Origin of the sequence: Neisseria bacilliformis (assembly GCF_014055025.1) — a bacterium.
GTDB classification, from domain to species: Bacteria; Pseudomonadota; Gammaproteobacteria; order Burkholderiales; family Neisseriaceae; genus Neisseria; species Neisseria bacilliformis.
In genome coordinates this window covers 1,442,257-1,467,307 of record NZ_CP059571.1, presented here as the reverse complement: position 1 = coordinate 1,467,307, position 25,051 = coordinate 1,442,257, and the positions used below count along the sequence as shown (strand labels likewise).

General features: G+C 60.3%; 22 protein-coding genes and 1 riboswitch. Of the genes, 13 read left to right on the top strand and 9 right to left on the bottom strand.

Annotation, left to right across the window (positions count from 1 at the left end; genetic code table 11):
• The first annotated feature begins 450 nt into the window (after positions 1-450).
• Positions 451-741 (top strand): hypothetical protein, encoded by a 291-nt coding sequence (locus H3L91_RS07245; RefSeq protein WP_007343027.1) that lies wholly within the window; start codon positions 451-453, stop codon positions 739-741.
• 360 nt (positions 742-1,101) lie between these two features.
• On the opposite strand, the gene H3L91_RS07240 is transcribed toward H3L91_RS07245, so the two are convergent.
• Positions 1,102-1,761: a MarC family protein gene (locus H3L91_RS07240; protein WP_007343025.1), complete on the bottom strand. Its 660-nt coding sequence runs from the start codon at positions 1,759-1,761 to the stop codon at positions 1,102-1,104.
• A gap of 169 nt (positions 1,762-1,930) precedes the next feature.
• Here H3L91_RS07240 and H3L91_RS07235 point away from each other — a divergent pair, with 169 nt between their 5' ends.
• The 4 genes from H3L91_RS07235 to H3L91_RS07220 all read left to right on the top strand — a co-directional run bounded on the left by H3L91_RS07235 (position 1,931) and on the right by H3L91_RS07220 (position 5,272).
• A complete protein-coding gene (locus tag H3L91_RS07235; RefSeq protein ID WP_040659534.1) occupies positions 1,931-2,566 on the top strand; it encodes an alpha/beta hydrolase in 636 nt (211 codons plus the stop codon).
• Positions 2,567-2,656: 90 nt separating this feature from the next.
• A complete protein-coding gene (murI, locus tag H3L91_RS07230) occupies positions 2,657-3,469 on the top strand; it encodes a glutamate racemase (protein ID WP_007343023.1) in 813 nt (270 codons plus the stop codon).
• A 309-nt stretch (positions 3,470-3,778) separates the two neighbouring features.
• A complete protein-coding gene (locus tag H3L91_RS07225; RefSeq protein ID WP_007343022.1) occupies positions 3,779-4,417 on the top strand; it encodes a UPF0149 family protein in 639 nt (212 codons plus the stop codon).
• A 120-nt stretch (positions 4,418-4,537) separates the two neighbouring features.
• Positions 4,538-5,272, top strand: coding sequence for a hypothetical protein (locus tag H3L91_RS07220; RefSeq protein ID WP_040658944.1), 735 nt, complete (start codon positions 4,538-4,540; stop codon positions 5,270-5,272).
• 424 nt (positions 5,273-5,696) lie between these two features.
• Here H3L91_RS07220 and argC read toward each other — a convergent pair whose 3' ends face one another.
• Positions 5,697-6,842, bottom strand: coding sequence for an N-acetyl-gamma-glutamyl-phosphate reductase (argC, locus tag H3L91_RS07215; protein ID WP_007343020.1), 1,146 nt, complete (start codon positions 6,840-6,842; stop codon positions 5,697-5,699).
• Between the two features lie 158 nt (positions 6,843-7,000).
• On the opposite strand from argC, the gene panC reads away from it, so the two are divergent.
• Both panC and pip read left to right on the top strand, forming a co-directional pair.
• The gene (panC, locus tag H3L91_RS07210) at positions 7,001-7,837 is read left to right on the top strand and encodes a pantoate--beta-alanine ligase (RefSeq protein ID WP_007343019.1); all 837 of its coding nucleotides are present in this window, start codon (positions 7,001-7,003) and stop codon (positions 7,835-7,837) included.
• Positions 7,838-8,044: 207 nt separating this feature from the next.
• The gene (gene pip / locus H3L91_RS07205; RefSeq protein ID WP_040658940.1) at positions 8,045-8,983 is read left to right on the top strand and encodes a prolyl aminopeptidase; all 939 of its coding nucleotides are present in this window, start codon (positions 8,045-8,047) and stop codon (positions 8,981-8,983) included.
• Between the two features lie 503 nt (positions 8,984-9,486).
• Here pip and leuS read toward each other — a convergent pair.
• The 3 genes from leuS to queF form a co-directional block, all read right to left on the bottom strand.
• Positions 9,487-12,117, bottom strand: a complete 2,631-nt coding sequence (gene leuS / locus H3L91_RS07200; protein ID WP_007343015.1) for a leucine--tRNA ligase — start codon at positions 12,115-12,117, stop codon at positions 9,487-9,489.
• Positions 12,118-12,309: 192 nt separating this feature from the next.
• Positions 12,310-13,011 (bottom strand): 7-cyano-7-deazaguanine/7-aminomethyl-7-deazaguanine transporter, encoded by a 702-nt coding sequence (locus tag H3L91_RS07195; RefSeq protein ID WP_007343014.1) that lies wholly within the window; start codon positions 13,009-13,011, stop codon positions 12,310-12,312.
• A gap of 8 nt (positions 13,012-13,019) precedes the next feature.
• The gene (queF, locus tag H3L91_RS07190; RefSeq protein ID WP_007343013.1) at positions 13,020-13,490 is read right to left on the bottom strand and encodes a preQ(1) synthase; all 471 of its coding nucleotides are present in this window, start codon (positions 13,488-13,490) and stop codon (positions 13,020-13,022) included.
• Positions 13,491-13,494: 4 nt separating this feature from the next.
• Positions 13,495-13,539, bottom strand: a riboswitch (PreQ1 riboswitch).
• A 526-nt stretch (positions 13,540-14,065) separates the two neighbouring features.
• Here queF and H3L91_RS07185 point away from each other — a divergent pair.
• The 3 genes from H3L91_RS07185 to H3L91_RS07175 all read left to right on the top strand — a co-directional run bounded on the left by H3L91_RS07185 (position 14,066) and on the right by H3L91_RS07175 (position 16,767).
• A complete protein-coding gene (locus H3L91_RS07185) occupies positions 14,066-15,664 on the top strand; it encodes an isocitrate lyase (protein ID WP_040658938.1) in 1,599 nt (532 codons plus the stop codon).
• A 323-nt stretch (positions 15,665-15,987) separates the two neighbouring features.
• Positions 15,988-16,317, top strand: a complete 330-nt coding sequence (gene trxA, locus H3L91_RS07180; RefSeq protein WP_007343009.1) for a thioredoxin TrxA — start codon at positions 15,988-15,990, stop codon at positions 16,315-16,317.
• 213 nt (positions 16,318-16,530) lie between these two features.
• Entirely contained in the window at positions 16,531-16,767 is a 237-nt protein-coding gene (locus H3L91_RS07175; RefSeq protein WP_007343008.1) for a hypothetical protein, read from the top strand.
• A 92-nt stretch (positions 16,768-16,859) separates the two neighbouring features.
• Here H3L91_RS07175 and guaA read toward each other — a convergent pair whose 3' ends face one another.
• From guaA to H3L91_RS07155, 4 genes are all read right to left on the bottom strand, one after another.
• Entirely contained in the window at positions 16,860-18,425 is a 1,566-nt protein-coding gene (gene guaA / locus H3L91_RS07170) for a glutamine-hydrolyzing GMP synthase (RefSeq protein WP_007343007.1), read from the bottom strand.
• Between the two features lie 314 nt (positions 18,426-18,739).
• Positions 18,740-19,465 carry a pyridoxine 5'-phosphate synthase gene (gene pdxJ / locus H3L91_RS07165; RefSeq protein WP_007343006.1) on the bottom strand — a complete coding sequence of 242 codons (726 nt, stop codon included), beginning with the start codon at positions 19,463-19,465 and terminating at the stop codon, positions 18,740-18,742.
• Between the two features lie 550 nt (positions 19,466-20,015).
• Positions 20,016-21,245: a DUF711 family protein gene (locus tag H3L91_RS07160; protein WP_007343005.1), complete on the bottom strand. Its 1,230-nt coding sequence runs from the start codon at positions 21,243-21,245 to the stop codon at positions 20,016-20,018.
• 270 nt (positions 21,246-21,515) lie between these two features.
• Complete coding sequence (locus H3L91_RS07155; protein WP_007343003.1) at positions 21,516-22,481, bottom strand: phosphatidate cytidylyltransferase; 966 nt, start codon at positions 22,479-22,481, stop codon at positions 21,516-21,518.
• Between the two features lie 782 nt (positions 22,482-23,263).
• Between H3L91_RS07155 and H3L91_RS07150 the strand changes: the two genes are divergently transcribed.
• The 3 genes from H3L91_RS07150 (at position 23,264) to H3L91_RS07140 (ending at position 25,045) form a co-directional block, all read left to right on the top strand.
• Complete coding sequence (locus H3L91_RS07150) at positions 23,264-23,650, top strand: MAPEG family protein (RefSeq protein WP_007342999.1); 387 nt, start codon at positions 23,264-23,266, stop codon at positions 23,648-23,650.
• Positions 23,651-23,777: 127 nt separating this feature from the next.
• Complete coding sequence (locus tag H3L91_RS07145; RefSeq protein ID WP_007342998.1) at positions 23,778-24,650, top strand: DMT family transporter; 873 nt, start codon at positions 23,778-23,780, stop codon at positions 24,648-24,650.
• Positions 24,651-24,688: 38 nt separating this feature from the next.
• Positions 24,689-25,045 carry a SpoIIAA family protein gene (locus tag H3L91_RS07140; RefSeq protein WP_007342997.1) on the top strand — a complete coding sequence of 119 codons (357 nt, stop codon included), beginning with the start codon at positions 24,689-24,691 and terminating at the stop codon, positions 25,043-25,045.
• Positions 25,046-25,051: the final 6 nt, after the last annotated feature.

The window sequence follows — 25,051 nt, the reverse complement described above, 5'->3', positions numbered from 1 at the left end:
ACATGGAACGCACCCGCCCAAATCCGTAGGTCGGGCATTCATGCCCGACGGACAACCACCGGCAAACTCAAAAAACGTCGGGCATAAATGCCCGACCTACGGATTCAGACGGCCTCTTGCCGTTCAGGCAGCCGTAGGCCGGATACTTGTATCCGACATCCCGCGCGGCGGGATGATGCTGCGGGAAACGTCGGATTCGAGAATCCGACCTGCAACTGACGCCGTTCAGGTAGGGTGTGTGGCGCAAGCCACGCACGCGGTTGCGGCAGGACGGAATCCGTGATGCGGCAAGGAACGCGTGCATCGCCTTGGGGCGACACACCCTACGGATGGTGCGGCATTGTGGGAGCGCAACCCCGATTTACGCCACACCGGCACCGCCGCCAAAATGCCTGCTTTCCCGCCGACCCGCTATAATCGCGTTTTCGTTTTTTCAGACGGCCTTTCGCTATGAACAAAGAACTGCTCGGACTCTTCTTCCTGCCTGCGGGCGTGTTTGCCATGTGCGCCGCCGGGCTGTGGCAGATGTATGTGGTGATGAACGAGAGCTACACGCTCAACCGCTTCAAAGACCGGCAGCTTTTGTGGGCGGTGGCGGCGATGTTTTTCAGTTTCAGCCTCGCCGTGTACTGGCTGTGCCCCAACGCGCGCAAAAAGGGGATTGTGTTTTTCCTGCTCGGCGGCACAGGGCTGCTGATGTACGTGTTGGCGCGGCTGTGGCTGCCGTGGAAGCAGGGTTGAGCGAACCTGCCGTAGGGTGTGTGGCGCAAGCCACGCACGCGGTTTTGGCCGCGCAAACCCGAAAGGCCGTCTGAAAAACGCATTGTGCGGTTTTCAGACGGCCTCTTGCCGTTTCCGCCACGCCGAACCCGCCGTAGGGTGGGTCTTGACCCACTATTTCCGGCGATATTTTCGGCTGTGCCGTATTAAAAAAAACGGTGGGTCAAGACCCACCCTACGAAACCGGGTTTTCAGACGGCCTTTCGTTCCACACATCGGAAACCGCGTGCGTGGCTGCGCCACACACCCTACATAACGGCAGAGGCCGTCTGAAATTGTGTTTTCAGACGGCCTCCGTATGTTTGGCGTGCCCGCCGCGTTTCAGTTCAGCACCGGAAACGCGCCTTTGAGGCCGGAGACGAGCATCTGCGTGCCGATGACGGCCAGTATCAGACCCATCATCCGCGTTACCACGTTCATGGCGTTTTTGCCCAGCAGCCGCGTGATTTGCGGGCCGAAGATGTAGAGCGTGTAGGTAATCGAGCACAGCAGGAAAAAGGCGGCCACCACCACGGCGGTGCCTGCCAGCGAGTCTCCCGCCGCGAGGTTCATCGCCGTGGCGATCGTGCCCGGGCCGGCCAAAAGCGGCGTGCCTAGCGGCGAGATGGCCACGTTCATTTTTTCTTCGTAACGCTTGGCGTGGGCGGCGGGGTCTTCCGCTGCGGCGGCGGGGGGGCGGTGCATGGGCGAACGGTTGCCCTGCACCATGTGGAAGCCGATTAAAAACACCAGAATGCCGCCGGCGATGCGCAGGGCGGGCAGGGTGATGCCGAACAGCTCGAAGATGTAGCGTCCGGCAAAGGCGAACACCACCACAATCGTGAAGGCAATCATCAGCCCCTTGCGCGCCACCGCCCGCGCCGTGCGCCGGTCGTCGCCGTCTGTGAGGCTCAGATACACCGGCAGGCTGGACACCGGGTTCATGATGGCGAAAAAGGCCATAAAGGCCAGGCCGAACTGGTGCAGGTAGGTTTCAATCATGGTCGGATACCTGAATCGGGTAAAAGCGGCGGATTATACAGGCTGTTGCCCGCCCAAGTATCGGAGGCCGTCTGAAAAACGCACGGCGGAGGCAATGGACAAAGCCGCGCCCGCGCCCGTAAAATCGCGCGCTTTGCGCACAGGCGCGCAAGTTGCAGGAAAGATACGCATGAACCAGCCCGAAACGCTCACCGTCGCAGGCCCCGCAGGCGGCCTCGAAACCATTTGTCTGCCCGCGCAGGGCGCAGAACGCGGCGTGGCCGTGATCAACCATCCCAACCCGCTGCAAGGCGGCACCAACACCAACAAAGTCATCCAAACCGCCGCCAAAGCCCTGTGTCGCATGGGTTTTCACTGCTACCTGCCCAATCTGCGCGGCGTGGGCGGCAGCGCGGGCGAACACGACTACGGGCACGGCGAAACCGCCGACTGCACCGCCGTGATCGATTTCGCCCGCAGCCGCCATCCGCAGGCGGGAAAACTCGTCATCGCCGGCTTCTCCTTCGGCGGCTACGTCGCCCTGTTTGCCGCGCAGCAACGCCGCCCAGACCTGCTGCTGCTCGTCGCCCCCGCCGTGCGCCATTACGATCGCGAACGCGAACCCGACGCGCCCGACCCCGTGCGCACCCTGCTTATCCACGGCGAAACCGACGACGTGGTGAAGCTGCAACAGTCGCTCGACTGGGCCGCGCCGCAGGACATCCCCGTCGTCGTCGTGCCGCAGGCCGGCCACTTCTTCCACGGCAAACTCATCCAGCTGCGCGACACCGTCGCCCGCTTCGCCCCCGCCGTGCTGACGGCATAACAAAAGGCCGTCTGAAAACCGGTTCCGGCTGCGCCGAAGCAGTGTTTTCAGACGGCCTCAAAACCGCAAAAACACAGAAAAAGCAACACCATGAACACAGCCGCGCAATGCCCCGTCGGCGTTTTCGATTCCGGCGTGGGCGGGCTCACCAACGTCCGCGCCCTGATGGAACGCCTGCCGATGGAAAGCATCGTCTATTTCGGCGACACCGCCCGCGTTCCCTACGGCGTCAAATCCCGCGCCACCATCGAAGCCTTCACCGCCCAAATCGTCGGCTTCATGCTCGAACACGACGTCAAAGCCCTCGTCATCGCCTGCAACACCATCGCCGCCGTGGCCGGACACAAAGTGCGCCAGATGGCGGGCAACATGCCCGTGCTCGATGTGATCAGCGCGGGCGCAGAGGCCGCCCTCGCCGCCACCCGCAACAACCACATCGGCGTCATCGCCACCAACACCACCGTCAACAGCAACGCCTACGCCCGCGAAATCCACCGCAAAAACCCCGCCGCCCGCGTCCAGTCCGTCGCCTGCCCCCTGTTCGTCCCCCTCGTCGAAGAAGGCTGGCTCGACCACGAAGTAACCCGCCTCACCGCCCGCGAATACCTCAAACCCATCCTGGCCGACACCGCCGACACCCTCGTACTCGGCTGCACCCACTACCCCCTGCTCAAACCCCTGCTGCACCGCGAAGCCCCCGGCCTCACCCTCGTCGATTCCGCCGCCACCACCGCCGAAGCCGCCGCCCGCGCCCTCTGCGCCCACGGCCTGCTCAACGACGGCAGCGGCGGCGCGCCCGACTACCGCTTCTACGTCAGCGACATCCCCCTGCGCTTCCAAACCATAGGCGAACGCTTCTTGGGACGCAGCCTGCAACAGGTGGAAATGGTCGCGCTCGGATAGCACAGAGGCCGTCTGAAAGCCCGGCTTCGGCGCAGCTATAGTGGATACAGATAAAAAGTATTCGGTGTAGGCCGGGCTTCAGCCCGGCAAAATATCGGATAAATAGCGAGTTAGCCGGGCTGAAGCCCGGCCTACGGTGGGTATCTTTCATTTTGTTCCACTATAAAACCCGTTCCCTCACGTTTTCAGACGGCCTTTCGCCGTTCAAGTAGGGTGTGTGGCGTAAGCCACGCACGCGGTCTCCGTTTTCCGTTTTTCAGACGGCCTCTGCCGCCAACCCATCCCTCAAAACCGCAAGAAAGCACAAAAATGACCCCGCAACAAACCCTCTCCCAACTGCTCGACCCCCGCGCCGCCGAAGGCGAAGCCATGCGCGCCGACGAAATCCAAGCCTACCTCGCCGCCTGGGTTTGCGGCCCCGACGACTGGCGCGACAGCTTCCCCTTCATCCTTGCAGACATCATCGGCGACGCGCAGCCCGCCGATGCCGAGCGCGAACGCATCGCCGAGGCCGTAACGCAATGGGCGCGGCAATTGCAGCAGGCATTCGCCGCCAAACAACCCCCCGCGCTGCTGCTCTACACTTACGAAAACGGCGACCCCGACTACTTCGCCTGGTGCAATGCCTACCTCTACGCCGTCGACCAAACCCCCACCGACTGGTTCGACGCCGCCGCCGACGAAGACTTTGAAGACCTGTTCTACCCCCTCATGCTGCTGGGCGGCATCTACGACGACGAAGACGGCCTGATGCCCGATTTGGACGACGCCGAACAGCAGGAAATCGAAAACAGCCTGCCGCACGCCGTAGCCGACATCGCCGCCTACTGGCACGCCGTCAAAAACAAACCGCAAACCGTCCGCCGCACCGGTGCGAAAACCGGCCGCAACGACCCCTGTCCCTGCGGCAGCGGCAAAAAATACAAAGCCTGCTGCGGCCGCAACTGAACCCCGCCGACGCAACAGGCCGTCTGAAAACCCGCCTTTCAGACGGCCGCTCGTTGCCCGCTTTAACGTAAATTGATAAAATCACGCCCATTTTTCAATCACATTAAGAAACTTCACATCATGGCGAAATTTTCCGGCTCACCGTTCAGAAAAAACACCCCCTTCGACGACAACGCACCCGCGAAAAAAAGCGGCCGCCCCGGCTCGGCCGCCGGCTCCGCCGCCCTCCTGCTGGGCATCCTCGCCTTCGCCGTCCTGCCCCTGCTCAACATCGCCGGCCAAAGCGGCCTGCCCGCCGGCCTGGGTATCCCCGCCTACGCCCTCCCGCTCGCCCTCGCCGTTCTCGCCGTTATTGCCGGCTTCAAAGGGCAGGGCGGCGCGGCCGTCAGCGGCGCGTTTCTCGGCATCGCCTGCCTGATCCTCGCCGGCGCGTGCGCCGCCGTTACCCGCTACGCCCCCCAGTTCAACCACATCGTCCAACCCGTTTACAAACTGGCCGGCCTCGAAGAACCCGTCGCCGTCTCCCCCGTAACCGGCAGCCCCGCCCCGCAAATCGAACAAAAACCCGCCCCCGCCCCCGACTCCCCCGCCGACGCGCTGGTGTCGGCGCAAAACTTCGTCGCCGAACAAGTGTCGCAGGGCGTCGAGCTCAACCGCATCACCGAAGCCCTGCTGCTGAACGAAAACCAGCACAAACACTGGGAAAACGTCAGCATCCTGCAAGGCACCATCACCGCCACCCCCGTGGACGGCGACAACGCCATGGTCATGCTGCCCTTGCAGGAAGGCCAAAACATCACCTGGGTGTGCAGCGGCACCATCCCCCCCGCCGTCCAGTCGCTCTGCGGCAAATAAGGCGGCGCAGTATGGCAGAGGCCGTCTGAAAGATTTGTTCTTTCAGACGGCCTCTGCCCTTACGCAGGGTGGGTCTCGACCCACCGTTTTTTTCAATACGGCACAGCCGCAAATATCGCCGGAAACGGTGGGTCAAGACCCACCCTGCGGCGGGTTCGGCGTGGCGGAAACGGAAGAGGGCGTCTGAAAACCGCACAATGCGGCTTTCAGACGGCCTTTCGGTTTGCACGGCCAAGACCGCGTGCGTGGCTGCGCCACACACCCTACATCAGTTTCGGCATTGGGTGCGAACGGCAAACAGCCCGTAGGTCGGGCATTCATGCCCGACATTTTTTAGTTATCAGTCGGGCATGAATGCCCGACCTGCCGATTGTTTTTCAGACGGCCTCTGCTTTTGCGTGGGGTATACCGCCCGACCGCCGTCTCAGGGCAGCAGGGCGGCTTGGGTCAGACCCGCCGTTTCGTCGAGGCCGAACATGACGTTCATGTTCTGCACCGCTTGTCCGGCCGCGCCTTTGACCAGGTTGTCCTGCACGCTCATCAGTATCCACACGTCGCTGCCGGGGGCTTTCTGCGTGGCGATGCGGCAGACGTTCGCGCCGCGCACGCTGCGGGTTTCGGGGACTTTTCCGGCGGGCAGCACGTCGGCGAAGGGGCTGTTGCGGTAGGCGTGTTCCAGCAGGGTTTGCGGGTCTGCGCCGTCTTTGAGGCGGGCGTAAACGGTGGCCTGCATGCCGCGTATCATCGGGGTGAGGTGGGGGACGAACACCAGTCCGGCGGCCACGCCTTCTTGCAGCGCGTCGATGGTTTGGCGGATTTCGGGCAGGTGGCGGTGGCCGGCGACGCCGTAGGCTTTGAAGTTGTCGGCCGCTTCGCCGAAAAGGGTGTTGACCGCCGCTTTGCGCCCCGCGCCGGAAACGCCGGATTTGCAGTCGGCAATCAGCGGCATGCCTTCGCGCAGCGCACCGGCGCGCAGCAGCGGCAGCAGGGCGAGGGAGACGCAGGTGGGGTAGCAGCCGGGGTTGGCGACGAGGCGAGCGCGGGCGATGTCGTCGCGCCGCCATTCGGTGAGGCCGTACACGGCCTGCGCCGCCCATGCGGGGCTGGCGTGTTCCATGCCGTACCATTGCTGCCATTCGGCCAGGTTTTTCAGGCGGAAATCGGCGGAGAGGTCGATGACGCGCACGCCCGCGTCCAGCAGGGCGGGGGCTTCTTTCATGGCCACGCCGTTGGGGGTGGCGAAGAAGACGACGTCGCACGCGGCCAGCGGGGCGTCTTCGGGGGCGGAAAAGGCGAGGTCGTACACGCCGCGCAGGCTGGGGAAATAGTCGGCCACGCGCACGCCGGTTTCGCTGCGGCTGGTTACGGCGGCCACTTCGGCATGGGGGTGGGCGGCGAGCAGGCGCAGCAGTTCCACGCCGGTGTAGCCGGTTGCGCCGACGATGCCGGCTTTGATTTTTCTGGGGTTTGCGTTGTTCACGGGTTTGCTCCTTTGCGGGAAAGCGGGAAGTGTAAACCGTTTCTTTACACGGGAAAAGGCCGTCTGAAAAGCGTTTTTCAGAAACGTCATCCCCGCGTAGGCGGGGGCGGCCTTTGCGCATTTTGGGCACGGCGTGCGGCACGGATGGCACGCAGGGCGTATAATCGCGCTTTTTATGGCTTATCGGAGCGGTTTGCATTTGGTTTGGCGGCCGTCTGAAAGCGTATTTTGCAAGAGGAAAAGACAATATGGACATCATCCGCACCATCCGTGAAATGCGCACGTGGCGCAAAACCGCCGGCACAGTGGCCTTTGTGCCGACGATGGGCAATCTGCACGAAGGCCATCTGGCTTTGGTGCGCGAGGCGAAAAAGCGGGCGGACAGCGTGGCTGTGAGCATTTTCGTCAACCGCCTGCAATTCGGCCAGGGCGAGGATTTCGACCGCTACCCGCGCACCTTGCAGGAAGACGCGGCCAAGCTGGAAGGCGAGGGCGTGTCGGTACTGTTCGCGCCCGACGAGCGCGAGCTGTATCCGCGCGTGGCGCAGCGTTACAACATCGAGCCGCCGCACCTGCAAAACGAATTGTGCGGCCGCTTCCGCCCCGGGCATTTTCGCGGCGTGGCCACCGTTGTGGCCAAGCTGTTCAACATCGTGCAGCCGGATTTTGCCTGCTTCGGCAAGAAAGACTACCAGCAGCTTGCCGTGATTAAGGGGCTGGTGGAAGATTTGGACTTTCCGGTGCAAATCGTCCCCGTCGATACCGGCCGTGCCGCCGACGGTCTCGCCCTGTCCAGCCGCAACCGCTATTTGAGCGAGACCGAACGCGCCCAAGCCCCGCGCCTCTACCGCGAGCTGCAAAACATCTCCGCCGAACTGCGCGGCGGCAATCTGGCCTACGCCGAACTGGAAGCGGCCGCCCTGCGCAACCTGCAACAGGCCGGCTGGACAACCGACTACGTGGAAATCCGCCGCGCCGACACGCTGGAAACCGCCCACGCGGGCGACAAAAAACTGGTCGTCCTCGCCGCCGCGCGGCTGGGCGGCACCCGCCTGATCGACAACATCGAAACGGATTTGGATTAGGCCGTCTGAAAAATAAGGTAGCTTGGGTTGCAAACCCAACTCCCGAGCAGCCTGCCGACAAGCTGCGGCCACTTTTTCAGACGGCCTGTACGCGGCATTGCAGCACGGCGCACGAACATGCGCATAGGCCGTCTGAAAGCGCAGCTTCGGCGCAGACAAAACGCGGCTTCGGCAAAACAGTCTCCCCAAACACGAAAGGAAACCCTGATGTATCCGATAGAAGAACCCCTGCGCAGCGGCATGCTGCAAGTGTCCGCCCTGCACCAAATCTACTGGGAAGAGAGCGGCAACCCCGACGGCATCCCCGTCATCTTCCTGCACGGCGGGCCGGGCGCGGGCGCGTCGCCAAAGTGCCGGAGTTTTTTCAACCCGGAAAAATACCGCGTCGTCATCATCGACCAGCGCGGCTGCGGCCGCTCCAAGCCCTACGCCGAAACCCGTGAAAACACCACCTGGGATTTGGTGGCCGACATCGAAAAAGTGCGCGAAATGCTCGGCATCGAAAGCTGGCTGGTATTCGGCGGCTCGTGGGGCAGCACCCTGTCGCTGGCCTACGCCGAAACCCACCCCGAATGCGTGCGCGCCCTCATCCTGCGCGGCGTCTTCCTCTGCCGCCAGTTTGAAATCGACTGGCTCAACGAACGCGGCGGCGTGAGCATGATTTACCCCGAACAATGGCAGCACTACCTCGCCCAAGTGCCGGTAAAACAGCGCGGCGAACTGGTGGAAAGCTACCACGAACTGCTCAACTCGCCCGACCGCCACACCGTCCTCGCCGCCGCCAAAGCCTGGGCAGACTGGGAAAACTACCTCGTGCACTTCGAGCCGCAGGAAAGCAACGAAGACCCCGAAGCCTCGCTGGCCATCGCCCGTTTGGAAAACCACTATTTCGTCAACCAGGGCTGGTTCAACAAAGGGCGCGGCATCTTGGACAACATCCGCAAAATCCGCCACATCCCCACCGTTATCGTGCAGGGACGCTACGATTTGTGCACCCCCACCCGCAGCGCGTGGGACTTGAAACAGGCCATGCCCGACGCCGAGCTGCGCATTGTACAGGGCGGGCATTCCTCCTTCGAGAAAGCCGTATCCGACGCGCTGGTGCAGGCCACCGACGAATACGCCGCGCGGCATGAGGGAAGCTGACAAAGGCGGCGCGCGCCCGTGCACGCCGTTTGAACGGGAGGCCGTCTGAAAAGGTTTTTTTCAGACGGCCTCTGCCGTGCAAGTAGGGTGTGTCGCCCCGAGGCGACGCACGCGGTTTTTGTTCCGTAACATATCCGCGCTTTCTAACGCGGACATATGAAAGCCGTCTGAAATTCTCAAATCTGATTTTCAGACGGCCTCTACGCATCCAGCCCGAGCCGTTGTAGGTCGGATTCTCGAATCCGACGTTTTCCCGCAGCGTCATGCCGCCGTATCCGTATGGGATGCCGGATACACGTATCCGACCTGCGGCTGAAAAGGGTTTTTCAGACGGCCTTTACCGTTAGGCAGGGTGGGTTCCGACCCACCGTTTTTTCAACACAGCCGCAAATGTCGTCGGAGATGGTGGGTCAAGACCCACCCTACGGCGGGTTTGGCATGTGGAAACGGCGAAAGGCCGTCTGAAAGAAACCTTTTCAGACGGCCTCTGTGCGTTTGCCGCGTTAAACGACGATGTTTACCAATCTGCCGGGCACGACGATGATTTTCTTGGGCTCTTTGCCTTCCATGAATTTCACTGCACCTTCGGTGGCGAGGGCGGCGGCTTCGATTTGGTCTTTGGGCGCGTCGGCGGCGACGGTGATTTTGCCGCGCAGTTTGCCGTTAACCTGCACCATGATTTCGATTTCGGATTTCACGAGTGCGGCTTCGTCGGCTTGCGGCCAGCCTGCGCTCCACAGGTTTTCAGACGGCCTGATTTCGCTCCACAGCACTTCGCAGATGTGCGGCACGATCGGCCACAGCAGGCGCAGGGCGGCTTCTAATACTTCTTGGGCGACAGCGCGGCCTGCTTCGGAGGCGGTGTCGGTTTTGTCGTATTGGTTTAAGAGCTCCATCACGGCGGCCACGGCGGTGTTGAACTGCTGGCGGCGGCCGTAGTCATCTGAAACTTTGGCAATGGTGGCGTGCAGTTTGTGGCGCAGGTCTTTGAGTTCTTTACCCAAGCCGCTTTGATCGCCCGCAAAGGCTTTAACCGCGCCCTGTTTGGCGTGTTCGTACACGGTGCGCCACAGGCGGCGCAGGAAGCGGTGCGCACCCTCTACGCCGCTGTCGCTCCATTCGAGCGACTGCTCGGGCGGGGCGGCAAACATCATAAACAGGCGGGCGGTGTCTGCGCCGTAGGCATCGATAAGCTGCTGCGGATCGACGCCATTGTTTTTGGATTTGGACATTTTTTCCGTGCCGCTGATGACGACGGGCAGGCCGTCGGCTTTAAGGACGGCGGAAACGGGGCGGCCTTTGTCGTCAAAGGTCAGCTCGACATCGGCGGGGTTGATCCAGTCTTTGCTGCCGTTGGCGTTTTCGCGGTAGTAGGTTTCGCAAACGACCATGCCTTGCGTCAGCAGGCGTTCAAACGGTTCGTCAACATTGACCAAGCCCTCGTCGCGCATCAGTTTGGTGAAGAAGCGCGCGTACAAGAGGTGCAGAATCGCGTGTTCGATACCGCCGATGTATTGGTCGACCGCACCCCAGTATTTCGCGGCTTCAGTCGATACCATGCCTTCTGCGAACTTGGGCGACATGTAGCGGAAGAAATACCAGCTCGATTCCATGAAGGTGTCCATGGTGTCGGTTTCGCGTTTCGCCGCCTCGCCGCAGCATGGGCAGGTGGTTTCGTAAAACTCGGGCATTTTTGCCAGCGGCGAACCCATGCCGTCGGGTACGACGTTTTCAGGCAAAACGACGGGCAGTTGGTCGGCGGGGACGGGTACGTCGCCGCATTGTTCGCAATGGACGATGGGAATCGGGCAACCCCAGTAGCGTTGGCGCGAAATGCCCCAGTCGCGTAGGCGGTATTGGGTTTTCGGTTCGCCCGCGTTTTGGCTTTGCAGCTTGGCGGCGATGGCGTCGAAGGCCGTCTGAAAATTCATGCCGTCTAAGTCGCCGCTGTTGACCAATACGCCGTTTTCTTTGTCGCCGTACCATTCTTGCCATTGGTTTGCGTCAAATACGTTGTCGCCGACGGCAATGACTTGTTTTTTCGGCAGGTTGTATTTGGTGGCGAACTCGAAATCGCGTTCGTCGTGCGCCGGAACCGCCATCACTGCGCCGTCGCCGTAGCCCCACAATACATAGTTGGCAATCCACACTTCCAGCTTGTCGCCGTTGAGCGGGTTGACGACGTAGCGGCCGGTCGGCACGCCTTTTTTCTCCATTGTCGCCATGTCGGCTTCGGCAACGGAACCCGCTTTGCATTCGGCGATAAATGCCTGCAATTCGGGTTTGTCGGCGGCTGCGGCGGTTGCCAGCGGATGCTCGGCGGCAACGGCAACATAAGTCGCGCCCATCAGCGTGTCGGGGCGGGTGGTATAAACTTGCAGGAATTTCGCGTAATCGCCTTCCAAGCCTTGTTTGCTGTCGTCTGAAACGGCGAAGCGCACGGTCATACCGCGTGATTTGCCGATCCAGTTGCGCTGCATGGTTTTGACTTGTTCCGGCCAGTGTTCCAGCTTGTCCAAGTCGTTGAGCAGCTCTTCGGCGTAATCCGTGATTTTGAAGTAATACATCGGGATTTCGCGTTTTTCGATCAACGCGCCCGAACGCCAGCCGCGTCCGTCGATGACTTGCTCGTTGGCAAGGACGGTTTGGTCGACAGGGTCCCAGTTTACCGTGCCGTTTTTGCGATAGACGATGCCTTTTTCAAACAGCTTGGTAAACAGCCATTGCTCCCAGCGGTAGTATTCGGGTTTGCAGGTGGCGACTTCGCGCTCCCAGTCAATCGCAAAACCCAGGCTTTTGAGCTGGGTTTTCATGTATTCGATGTTGTCGTAGGTCCAAGCGGCGGGGGCGACGTTGTTTTTCATCGCCGCGTTTTCGGCGGGCATGCCGAAAGCATCCCAGCCCATAGGCTGCATGACATTAAAGCCGTTTAAGAGTTTGAAACGGCTCAACACGTCGCCGATGGTGTAGTTGCGCACGTGCCCCATATGCAGCTTGCCGCTGGGGTAGGGGAACATGGAGAGGCAGTAGTATTTGGGTTTGGAAGCGTCTTCGGAGACGTTGAAAATACGGGCTTCGTCCCATTTTTTCTGCGCCGCAGGCTCGACGGCGGAGGGGTGGTAGTGTTCGTGCATGGTTGCGTGGGCTTTCGTGAAAAATTAAGGCGCGGATTATACCGTTTCCGCAGGCGGCGGGCGGGGTTTCAGGGGCGGCGTTTTCAGAAACGTCATCCCTGCGTTTATGCTCTGAAAGAGTACTGGCGGGAACGGCCTCATCAGGGCAGGGCGGAGAAACGGGAGGCCGTCTGAAAACTGAATTGGTGTTTTTCAGACGGCCTTTTGCCGCCCGATAGCGCATTCGTTTTCCGCATCGCAGGGTAGGGCGGTGAGGCGTTTGGCGAGCAGGCCGAGGAGGATGCCGTAGGCGGGCAGGAAGAAGAGGGCGCAGATAACGAGTTTGAACAGGTAATCGACCAGGGCGATGTGCGGCCAATGCTCGGCCATGTAGGCGTTGCCGCCCGCGTAAAAGGCGATGGAGAAAAACAGCAGGGTGTCCACGGCGTTGCCCGCAAACATCGAGGCCGAGGGCGCGACCCACCACGCTTTGAGGCGGCGCAGGCGGTTGAAGACGAAAATGTCGAGCAGCTGGCCGACGGCGTAGGCGGAGAAGCTGGCCAACGCGATGCGGAAGATTTCACGGTCAAAACGCGCCAGAGCCGCCCAGCCCGTCCACGCGCCCTGTTGGAACAGCACGGAAAACGCATAGGAGAGCAGCAGCGCGGGGAACATCACGCAAAACACAATCCGCCGCGCCGTGTGCCGCCCGAAAATGCGCACGGTGAGGTCGGTGGCAAGGAAGATGAACGGAAAAGTGAGCGCGCCCCAGGTGGAATGGACGACAAAACCGTCCGGCAGGGGGATGTCAAACGGAAACTGCACGAGATAGTTGCTCGACGCAATCACGGCGATATGGAAAAGGCTCAGCCAAAACAGGGCGTTGGCCTGCTGGCGTTCGGTGAAGCGGTACATGGCGGACCCTACTGCATATCGTGGCGGAACAGGCGTTCGCGTGCCATTTGCGCAAAGGGCGTGTCCGGACGGCCGTAGTTGGCGAAGGGGTGGATGGCGATGCCGCCGCGCGGGGTGAAGATGCCGGACACTTCGATGTATTTCGGATTCATCAATGAAATCAGGTCTTTCATGATGATGTTGACGCAGTCTTCGTGAAAATCGCCGTGGTTGCGGAAGCCGAAAAGGTAGAGTTTCAGCGATTTGCTTTCCACCATTTTCGCGTCGGGAATGTAGCGGATGAGGATGGTGGCGAAATCGGGCTGGCCGGTCATCGGGCACAGGCTGGTGAATTCGGGGCAGACGAATTTGACGAAATAGTCGTTGCCGGGGTGTTTGTTGTCGAACGCTTCCAATACTTCGGGCGCGTAGCGGTCGGGATACTGCGTGCTGCCGCCCAAAAGGGACAGGCCGCGCAGCTCGTCGGAAGAACGGGTCATGAAGGTTTCCTTAGTTTTTTATTGTGGGAGGGTTGCGAACCACACTGGATAAAAGAAAAGCGGCGGATTGTAAGGGAAACGCACGCTTTTTCAAAGGCAGGCCGCGTTTTTCAGACGGCCTCATGCCTTCTGCCGCAGCGTGCAGGCCGTCTGAAAAGGGCAGGGCAGTATGTGCGGGCAGCGGGGCAGGGCGGCGCAAACGGGTTTTCAGACGGCCTCCGAGTTCAAACTACAATAGATTACACAAAGATGAATGTTTTATTCCTTTTAAATCATTGCGTTTAAAATGTAGACAAATTTGCAAAAGGGCGAAATAACCACAAAATAGCAAGAAACCGCCCGCCGCCGTTATAAAATCCGCCCGATGCCGCAAAAGAAATCGGAAAATTTTAAAAACCGCCGCAAAAATGCCTGCCGCAAGGCTTGATTTTACGCGTGAAAACCAAATGCCGCTTGGCAGGATACGCAAACGCAGGTACATTCCGTCCCACGCCGTTTTGACTACATCGAGTTACGCGCAGTCGGAGCGGCAGACCCGTCCACAAGAAGCAGACAACAAACAAAGGAGCAGAAAAATGGCCGAATATCAGCAAGAAATCCGCACGGCAGAGCAAATCAAACAGGCAAACGGCAGCGGCTGGCACGCCGTGTCGCCCGAACACGCCGCCCGCATGCGCCTGCAAAACCGTTTCAAAACCGGCTTGGACATCGCCAAATACACCGCCGCCATCATGCGGCGCGACATGGCCGCATACGATGCCGACCCCGCGCAGTACACCCAGTCGCTCGGCTGCTGGCACGGCTTTGTGGCGCAGCAGAAAATGATTGCGGTGAAAAAACACCACCAGTCCACCGCCAAACGCTATCTCTACCTCTCCGGCTGGATGGTGGCCGCGATGCGCTCGCAGTTCGGCCCGCTGCCCGACCAGTCCATGCACGAAAAAACCGCCGTGCCCGACCTGATTGCCGAGATTTACGGCTTTCTGAAACAGGCCGACGCGCGCGAACTCGACCTGCTGTTTGCCGCGCTCGACGATGCCCGCGCCGCAGGCGACAAAGCAGCCGAAGACAAAATCCTCGCCGACATCAACGGCTTCCAAACCCACGTTGTGCCGATTATCGCCGACATCGACGCCGGTTTCGGCAACGCCGAAGCCACCTATCTCTTGGCGAAAAAAATGATCGAAGCGGGCGCGTGCTGCATCCAAATCGAAAACCAGGTCTCCGACGAAAAACAATGCGGCCACCAAGACGGCAAAGTAACCGTGCCGCACGCCGATTTTCTCGCCAAAATCAACGCCGTGCGCTACGCCTTCTTGGAACTGGGCGTGGATGATGGCGTCATCGTCGCCCGCACCGACTCGCTGGGCGCGGGGCTGACCAAACAAATCGCCTATTCCGCCAAACAGGGCGATTTGGGCGACCAATACAACAGCTTCTTGGACGGCGAAGAAATCACCGACCTCGGCCAAATCCGCGCCGGCGACGTGATTGTCAACACGGCCGGCAAAACCATCCGCCCCGTGCGCCTGCCGAGCAACCTGTTCCAATTCCGCAAAGGCACCGGCATCGAGCGCGTGGTGCTCGACTGCATCACCTCCCTGCAAAACGGCGCGGACTTGCTGTGGATCGAAACCGAAAAACCGCACGTCGGCCAAATCAAAGAAATGATGGACAAAATCCGCGCCGTCATCCCCAACGCCAAGCTGGTCTACAACAACAGCCCCTCGTTCAACTGGACGCTCAACTTCCGCCAGCAGGTATTCGACGCATGGCAGGCCGAGGGCAAAGACGTGTCCGCCTACGATCGCGCCAAACTGATGTCCGCCGACTACGACGGCAGCGAACTGGCGGCAGAAGCCGACGAGCGCATCCGCACCTTCCAGCGCGACGCCTCTCGCGAAGCCGGCATCTTCCACCACCTGATCACCCTGCCCACCTACCACACCGCCGCCCTCTCCACCGACAACCTGGCGCACGGCTACTTCGGCGCAGAAGCCATGTTGGCCTACGTCAAAGGCGTGCAGCGTCAGGAAATCCGCCAAGGCATCGCCACCGTCAAACACCAAAACATGGCCGGCTCCGACATCGGCGACCGCCACAAAGAATACTTTGCCGGCGAGGCTGCGCTCAAAGCCGGCGGCAAAGACAACACCATGAACCAGTTTGCCTAGACAAAAAACGTTTTCAGACGGCCTCACAGCGTATTTTGCCCAAGAGGCCGTCTGAAAACCCCGTCTTTGCCCGCACGACGCAAACCGTGCAGGCAGAGTGCAGGCGCAGAGCCTGTATGTTTGTGAAGCGCAAATCTCCGATTGAGGTATTCGGCAGCCCTAGTGGTTGCCGCTTTTTACGGCCGTCTGAAAAACGCATGGGCAGGCAGGAAATGCCCGCTTGCGCATTGTTTCACGCTATCCCCGCAAACAACCCTTGAAATCGGCCGCCTTATCCACTATGTTACCGCCCTGTTTCATCCACAACCGAAAAAGGACACACTATGAGCAGCGAACTGATCATCCACACCACCGACGTAAACTTCGAGCAGGACGTGTTGAACTCCGACATCCCCGTCCTGCTGGACTTTTGGGCTCCCTGGTGCGGCCCCTGCAAAATGATCGCCCCCATTCTCGACGAAGTCGCCGCCGAATACCAGGGCCGTCTGAAAATCGTCAAAATCAACATCGACGAAAACGAACAAACCCCCGCCAAATTCGGCGTGCGCGGCATACCCACGCTGATGGTGTTCAAAGACGGCCAAAACACCGCCACCAAAGTCGGCGCACTGGCCAAAGGCCAGCTCACCGCCTTTATCAACGCATCGATTTGATTTGCAGGAAATAAAAAAGCCGCCTCGTTATCGGGCGGCTTTTTACGTTTGCGGGGCATGTCGTGATAATGGCGCACGCTCTGCGCCGCCAAGGCCGTCTGAAAAAACGAAATCCGCTTTTTCAGACGGCCTGTTTGCCTCTGGACTTCTTTTCTGATTGAAAACCTTTCGTATAGCGTTTTATACTGGCACAACATCGTGAAAGGAGAAAAAATGGCCAAGAAAACCCTGCAACAACGCAAAGTGCGCATGTGCGACGGAAAAATCGGCTACGCCGGCAGAGAGGCCGCACTGGCTACCATACATTCCATGCGCTCATACAACGAACGCAACGGCAACGTCCGCGCCGCCGCCGTACGCGCCTACCTGTGCCATTGTGGCAAATGGCACATCGGCCATACCCGCAGAATCGACTGGAAATATCTGACAAAAATCCTGCATCCTGCATAAAGCATAAGGCCGTCTGAAAAGTTTCAGACGGCCTATTGCCGATAATTCACCAAACCTACGTGTGCAGAAAAAAACAATAAAAATGCAAGTTTTTACTCCCATTCAATCGTGGCAGGCGGTTTGCCGCTCACGTCGTACACCACGCGGTTGATGCCCTTCACTTCGTTGATGATGCGGTTGGACACGCGGCCGAGCAACGAATAAGGCAGCTCTGCCCAGTGTGCGGTCATAAAATCGCTGGTAACCACGGCGCGCAGGGCGACCACATAATCATAGGTGCGGCCGTCGCCCATCACGCCCACGGACTTCACGGGCAGGAACACGGCAAAGGCCTGACTGGTAAGGTCGTACCATGATGTGCCGTTTTCGTCGGCGGTGTTACGCAGTTCCTGAATGAAAATGTCGTCGGCCTGACGCAGCAGGTCGGCGTATTCTTTTTTCACTTCGCCCAAAATGCGCACGCCCAAACCGGGGCCGGGGAAAGGATGGCGGTACACCATTTCGCGCGGCAGGCCGAGGGCGACGCCCAACTCGCGCACTTCGTCTTTAAACAAATCGCGCAGCGGCTCGAGCAGCTTGAGCTTCATGTTTTCGGGCAAGCCGCCGACGTTGTGGTGCGATTTGATGGCGTGGGCTTTTTTGGTTTTTGCACCTGCGGATTCGATTACGTCGGGGTAAATCGTACCTTGCGCCAGCCATTTGGCGTTGGTGAGTTTTTTCTCTTCGGCATCAAATACTTCGATAAATTCCGCGCCGATGATTTTGCGCTTGCGCTCGGGGTCGGTAACGCCGGCCAGTTTGTCGAGAAATTGTTTTTCGGCGTCAACATGAATCACGCGCACGCCCAGGTTGCGGGCAAACATGTCCATCACCATTTTGCCTTCGTTTTGGCGCAGCAGGCCGTGATCGACAAACACGCAGGTGAGCTGGTCGCCGATGGCGCGGTGGATCAGCGCGGCGGCCACGGAGGAATCGACGCCGCCGGACAAGCCCAAAATCACTTCGTCGCTGCCGACCTGCTCGCGGATTTTGGCCACGGCTTCGTCGATGTAGTTGGGCATCGTCCAGCTTGGTTTGGCGGCGCAGATGTCGAGCACAAAGCGGTTGATGAGGGCGCGGCCTTGTTTGGTGTGGGTTACTTCGGGGTGGAACTGGATGCCGTAAAACTGTTTGGCGGCGTTTTCCATCATAGCAATCGGGCAGGAGGGCGTGTCGCCGATGATACTGAAGCCTTCAGGCAGTTTGGACACTTTGTCGCCGTGGCTCATCCACACGTCGAGCGTGTTGGGCTGGCCGTCCGAAAGGCCGCGCGTGAGCTCGCTGTCGATGGTTTTCACTTGGGCGTAACCGAACTCGCGCTGGTTGCCGGGGGAGACTTCGCCGCCGAGGTGGTGCGCCATAAACTGCATGCCGTAGCAGATGCCCAATACGGGAATGCCCAAATCGAAAATGCCGACGTCGGCCTGATAGTCGGATTCGTAAACGGAATTGGGGCCGCCGGACAGGATAATGCCTTTCGGATTAAAGGCTTTGATTTCGTCCAAAGGCATATCGAAAGAATGCAGCTCGCAGTAAACATGGGCTTCGCGCACGCGGCGGGCAATAAGCTGGGTAACTTGCGAACCGAAGTCGAGAATAAGGATTTTGTCTTGGGTCATGGCGGGTTGGTTTTGGAGGCTGAAAAACGGGGCGGAATTCTAGCATAAAGGTTGTCAGGACGTTTTACCAGACGTAACTGTGATTTGGACACTTGCAATTCATGATTGTGCATTCAAAAACTTACTCAAATAATTTAACATAATATAAATTATGCGAATATGTAGATGTATGATACAATTACAGCATATGCTGATTACGGTTCTGTGTCTCAGTCATTTCCAACAAGAACACGAGCAGTATTTGCTAACAGTTTTAGGCAGTATTGCCGACTGGTGTTTTTGGTGGTTTCCGCTTGGCAAATCCACAGATGTTTTCAAACCCCGTTTCGGGCGCGGTGGATGGTTTCTTTCATTTGGCGGATGGCGGCGGGCAGGCCGAGGAAGAGGGATTGGGCGATAAGGGCGTGGCCGATGTTGAGTTCGGCGATGGGCAGGATTTTGGCGACGGGGGCGACGTTGTGGATGTTGAGGCCGTGGCCGGCGTTGACGGTGAGGCCGCGTTCGGAGGCGAAGTATGCGGCCTCTTCTATTTTGGCCAGTTGGCGGGGGCGTTCGTGTGCGGGGGCGTCGGCGTATGCGCCGGTGTGCAGTTCGATGGCGGGCGCACCGGTGTCGAGGGCGGCTTGGATTTGGGTTTCGTCGGGGTCGATGAAGAGGGAGACGCGGATGCCGGCAGCAGTGAGTTGGTGTGTGTAGTCGGCAATTTTTTGTTGCAGGGCGATGACGTCGAGGCCGCCTTCGGTGGTGATTTCCTGCCGTTTTTCGGGGACGATGCACACGTCTTGCGGGCGCACGCGCAGGGCGTGTTCGAGCATTTCTTCGGTGAGTGCCATTTCGAGGTTGATGTGGGTGCGCACGGTGCGGGCGATGGCGGCGACGTCGTCGTCGCGGATGTGGCGGCGGTCTTCGCGCAGGTGGAGGGTGATGTAGTCGGCACCGTGGGTTTCGGCGGTGAGGGCGGCTTCGAGGGGGCTGGGGTAGGTGGTGCCGCGTGCGTTGCGCAGGGTGGCGACGTGGTCGATGTTGACGCCGAGGAGCATGGGGTTTCCTTTCGGTGGTTGGGTTGCTTGCGGGGCGGAAGCCGCGTGTATCGTCGGACGACACGCTCCGCAATGTGGTTGGCGGTTTTAACTTCGTTAAAGCTGTGAGCTGTGCTTTCAGACGGCCTCAAATGTGAAACGTAGTGGAGGCTGTCTGAAAATATACGGAAATACAGCCGCAGAGCCGGGCGCGGCTGAGCGCGTGGCTTGCGCCACAAAGGCAGTCTGAAATCATGTTGCGGGGTTTTCAGACGGCCTCCGAGTGGCAGAGAACGCGTGCGTCGCCTCGGGGCGACACACCCTACGTATGATCCACGCTACGCTTACTGTCTGAAAATATAGTGGAGCAAAATAAAAATTATCCATTGTAGGCTGGGCTTTTAGCCCAGCAAAATATCGTGAAAATATCGAGTTAGCTGGGCTGAAGCCCAGCCTACGATAGGTACTTTTAATCTTTATCCAGTATATGTGGCTGCGGGTGAAGCAGTGCCTTCTTATTCAAACAAAAAAACCGCGTGCGTGGCTTGTGCCACACACCCTGCTCCGCTATTTAGGGCACGGCCAGGATGGCGCAGTCGCACAGGTCGCCGCTTTCAAAGGCGGTGTGCTGCCCTGCCCGCTTGCCGGGGATGGGGAAGAGGCGGACGGTGAGGGGTTTGCCGAGGCGGTAGGCCATGACGGCGGTGTCGCGCATGAGGGCTGCGGTTTTTTCGGGCAGGGTGTCGCCGGGGATGGGGACGGTGTCGAGGCCGATGCCGCAGACGCTGCTGTATGTGAGCAGGGCGCGGATGTCGAAGCGGCCTTCGCGGGCGGCTTGGGCGAGTCCTTCGTCTTCGGTGGGGGCGAGCATGAGGCCGCAGAAGCCCTGCATGGGGACGTTTTGCGATTTGAACACGCGGGTAAGCAAGGCGGAGGCTTCGACTGTGCCGGCCGCGCCGAAGTGGGGGACGCGCAGCAGGCGGTAGATTTCGGCCATGGAGGTGCAGTTTTTCGAGGGGGCGGCGGAGGTGTCGATGCCGGCGTATGTCCAGCCGCTGCCGAGGGTGGTTTGGGCGGCGGTGGTGTGGATGCGGTTTGTGTGGTGCTGCAGGGCGTCGCGCATGGCGGTGTAGGCCGTCTGAAAATAGGCGGTGTGTTCTTCGGGGCGGTTGTGCAGGGTGCGCAGGGCGTCGGCGAGCAGATCGGGGGTTTCGAGGCCGACGACGAGGCAGTTGCCGTTTTCGCTGCGGTGGTAGCCGGCGGGGAAGTAGGGGATGAGCGGCGGGCAGTTGAAGTTGACGGTGAAGTTGAAGTTGCCTTCGCCGCGCGGGGCGGCCAGGGCGGTTTGGCGGACGGCTTCGGCGCAGCGGAGGATGGTTTCGTTGTCGGGCAGACCGTTTTCGTCGGCTCGGATGTTGACGCAGGCGTTGCACAGGTCGCCGAATTCGCGGATGAGTTCGGGCAGGAGGGCGATTTCGGCGGGGTTGCGGGCTTCGCCGGCGGCAAAGCGGATGCGTAGGCCACTGCTGCCCAAGCTGTTGAGGATGGCGCGGATGGCACTGAGGCCGGCTTTGGCGGCGGCGGGGCTGCTTGTGTCGAGGTATTCGCCGAAGGGGTTGGCGACGATGCGCAGGGTTTGGACGGTGTAGCCGGCCGTCTGAAAAGCGGCGGCGAGGGTGCGGCATTGTTGTTCGGCATCGGCCAAAACCGCTTGCCATTGTGTGCTGTCGGGCGGCAGGGTGGCAAAGGCGGTTACGGTGCGCACGCGGCAGAGTTCGGGGGCAGTGAGGGTTGCGCTCATGTTTTTTCCTTTGTGTGCGGGTGTTGGAACGTGGTTTTCAGACGGCCTCTAACTAAACGTGATAAAGCCGCAGAGGCCGTCTGAAAATATGCTGCCGTAGAGTAGAAGCCGCGTGCGTGGCTGCGCCACACGCCCTACATTGGCGGCGCGGGGTTTGCCTGCGTTTTGTTAAAACGGGTAAGGCGGGATTATCGCCGCGTGCCGCGCCCGCTTCAAGGGCGGCGGGGGAACAGGCCGTCTGAAAAACACAAAATACGGTTTCAGACGGCCTCAGCTCCAAAAATAGCGTAGGAAATGGAAAAACACCGGCGCGGCGAAGCAGACGGAATCGACGCGGTCGAGCATGCCGCCGTGGCCGCTGATCATGCTGCCCCAGTCTTTCACGCCGTAGTCGCGCTTGATGGCCGACATCACCAGTCCGCCGAAAAAGCCCATCAGGCAGATCAGGAGGCCGAACAAGGCGGCCTGGGCGTGGGTGAAGGGCGTTATCGGCGCGAGCAGCGCGGCGAGCGCGGTGGCGGAGGCGATGCCGCCCACTGTGCCGGACACGGTTTTCGAGGGCGAGAGCGCGGGCATGATTTTCGGCCCGCCTATCAGCTTGCCCCAGATGTATTGCAGCACGTCGGAAGCCTGCACCACGGCAATCAGGAACATCGGCAGCAGGATGTTGTTTTCGCTGTTGAAGCCGTCCAAATGCAGAAACATCAGCGCGGGCACGTGCGAGAGGCAGAAGATGCAGATCATCGCCATCCACTGCGTTTTGGCCGCGCGGGCGAGGAAGTCTTCGGTTTGGCCGCTCAGGCCGGTGATGATGGGCAGCAGCAGGAAGCCGTACATCGGGATGAAGATGGCAAACAGGCCGTACCACTCGCGCCACACCAGCCAGTACTGCACCGGCAGCAGCACGTAAAAACAGGCCGCCATGCTGTAATAGTCGCAGCGGCGGCGGTAGATCAGGGTCATGAATTCGCGCAGCGCGGCGAAGGAAATCAGGAAAAACAGCACCACCGCGCCGGTTTTTCCGAACCAGAACGCCGCCAGCAGCACCAGCGTCATCAGCCACCAGGCGTAAATGCGGGCGTTGAGGTTGGCGATGACGGCGTTGCCCGCGCCTTTTTTGCGTTTGAGCCACTGCCCCACCAGCGAGGCGGCGGCCAGCGCGGCGAACACGGCGGCGAAAATCCGGCCGGCCTGCGGCACGAGTCCGGCGGCGGCAATCAGGGGAATGGCAGACATGGCGGCTCCCGGCGGTTGCGAAAAAAGCGGCATTATAGCCGAGACGGGGCACGGGCTGCCCGAACGGGATGGGAGGCCGTTTGAAAGCGCGGCTTCGGCGCAGCCAAAACCTGTTTTACGGATTTTCAGACGGCCTCTGCCGTTAAGCAGGTACGTAGGGTGTGTGGCTCTGCCACGCACGCGGTTTGCGGTTCGCCAACAGCCGCTGCCGCCTTTTCAGACGGCATTCCGCTTGCCCGCCACCGCGTGCGTGCCTGCGGCACACACCCTACATCCGTGTCGCCATTCCAGCGCAGATACACGGTATTCGAGGGCGACCTGCACAAAAAAACAGGTAGTTAAGCAGGTCGGGCATTGATGCCCGACGTTTTCAATTTGCGGCATATTGGGATAAACAGATTCCGTGTTTGTCGGGCATCAATGCCCGACCTGCGCCACGCATGCGGTTTCAAATTCAAATTCGCAGCCTGCACAAAAAACAGGCAGCATCGGAATCTTCCGCCAAATCAGCCGCCAAGGCGGTTTTTCCACAAACAATCCACGCCGTTTTGCCGCGCAGCGCGGGATAAGGCGCATCAGGCCGTCTGAAACATGCCCCCTGCCCCGCCCTTATCCTCCGAAACGCGGCAGAGTGCCGTGGATTTGCTGTGGACAAGCCGCCCATGCCCTTCATCCGCCGACAAATTCCGCCGCTGCCTGTTTTTTGTGCAGACAAGCCGCCCCGCCACCCTGCCCCGCTGTATAATGCCGCCCTTTTCCACCGCAAACCGAAAGGACACACAATGACCCTCGCCTACTGGTGCGTGCTCTTTGCCGCCCTGCTCCCGATTTTCTGCGCGATGTACGCCAAAAAGCGTGGCGGCTTCGACTTCAAGCGCGACAACGGCAACCCGCGCGCGTTTCTGGCGCAAACCGAAGGCGCGGCCGCACGCGCCAACGCCGCCCAGCAAAACGGCTATGAAACCTTCGCCCCTTTCGCCGCCGCCGTGATTATCGCCCACGCCACAGGCGGCGCGTCGCAGGCGGCGGTCAATTTCTGGGCGGTGCTGTTCGTGATTTCGCGCATCCTGTTCTGCCTGTGCTACATCGCCGGCGAAGCACGCCTGCGCTCGGCGGTGTGGGGCGTGGGTTTCGTCTGCATCATCGCGCTGTTCATCGCCGCCGCATAAGGCGTGCCGACATGGCGTATTGAGGCCGTCTGAAAACCGGTTTTTAACTTCGTTGAAGCCGCGCGTTCATACGGCCTCCCGCCCTTTTTCAGATTTTCAGACGGCCTCTGCGCCGCAAAGCAAAAACATGAACCGCACACGCAGCCAAGAAACACGCGAACTCATCGGCTCGGCCTGGATGATAGCCGCCGCGCTGTTTTTCACCCTGATGAACCTCGCCATCAAAGCCGCCCACCAGAAATTCGGCATGGGCAGCGGCGAACTCGTCTTCTGGCGCATGGTGTTCGCCGCCGCCGTGCTCGGCGGCATGGCCAAAGCGCAGGGCAAAACCTTCGCCACGCCGCACCTGAAAAGCCACCTCAGCCGCAGCGTCAGCGGCACCGTCGGCATGACCTGCGGCTTTTACGCCGTGATGCACCTGCCGCTGGCCACCGGCGTTACCCTGGCCTACACCTCCTCCATCTTCCTCGCCGTGCTCTCCGCCCTCGTGCTGCGCGAAAAAATCTCCCGCTACACGCAGGCCGTTTTGCTTTTGGGCTTCGCCGGCGTGGTGCTGCTGCTCAAACCCTCCTTTTCCGCCGGACAGGAAGGCGCGGCGGCGGTCGGCCTGTTCGGCGGGCTGGCGGCGGGCTGGGCGTACATGCAGGTGCGCGAACTCTCGCTCTTGGGCGAACCGGCCTGGCGCGTGGTGTTCTACCTCTCGCTGGTGGGCATGGCGATGGGCGCGGCACTGGCCACCCTCACCGGCTGGCACAGCCTCTCGCTGCAATCGCTGCCCTATCTGCTGGCTGTGGGTGCAACCGCCGTGCTGGCGCAGCTGGCCATGACCCACGCCTATGCCGTCGGCCGCAAATTCACCGTTGCCGCGCTGGCCTACCTTACCGTGGTTTTCTCCACGCTGGCCGGGATTTTCTTCTTCGGCGAACAAATCGGCTGGCAGGAATGGCTGGGCATCGGTATCATTATTGCAAGCGGCATTTTGAGCGGCTTGAAAAAGTAAATCCGTAAAGCGTACAAACCAGAAAGAAAGGCTGAACCATGATCTCCATCCGCGAACAAAACTACGGCTTGAACGTCGCCCTCTACAACGAATTCACGCTGGACGACTTCCGCGAACTCGAACAGGCCGTCATCGCCGCATCCGCCCGCGTCCACCGCCCCGATATGCTGCTGGATTTGAGCCTGCTCAAAGACTTCACCATCGACATGGCCTGGGAGCAGCTCAAATTCGTGCGCGAACACGACCGCGACTTCGGCCGCATCGCCGTCATCGTGGACGATATCTGGATCAAATCCGCCGCCCTCATCTCCGAGCTGATCACCCAAACCCACCCCAAATACTTCACCGACGCCGCGCAGGCGCAGGCGTGGCTCTTGGAAGAAGCCGCCGAATAAACCGTC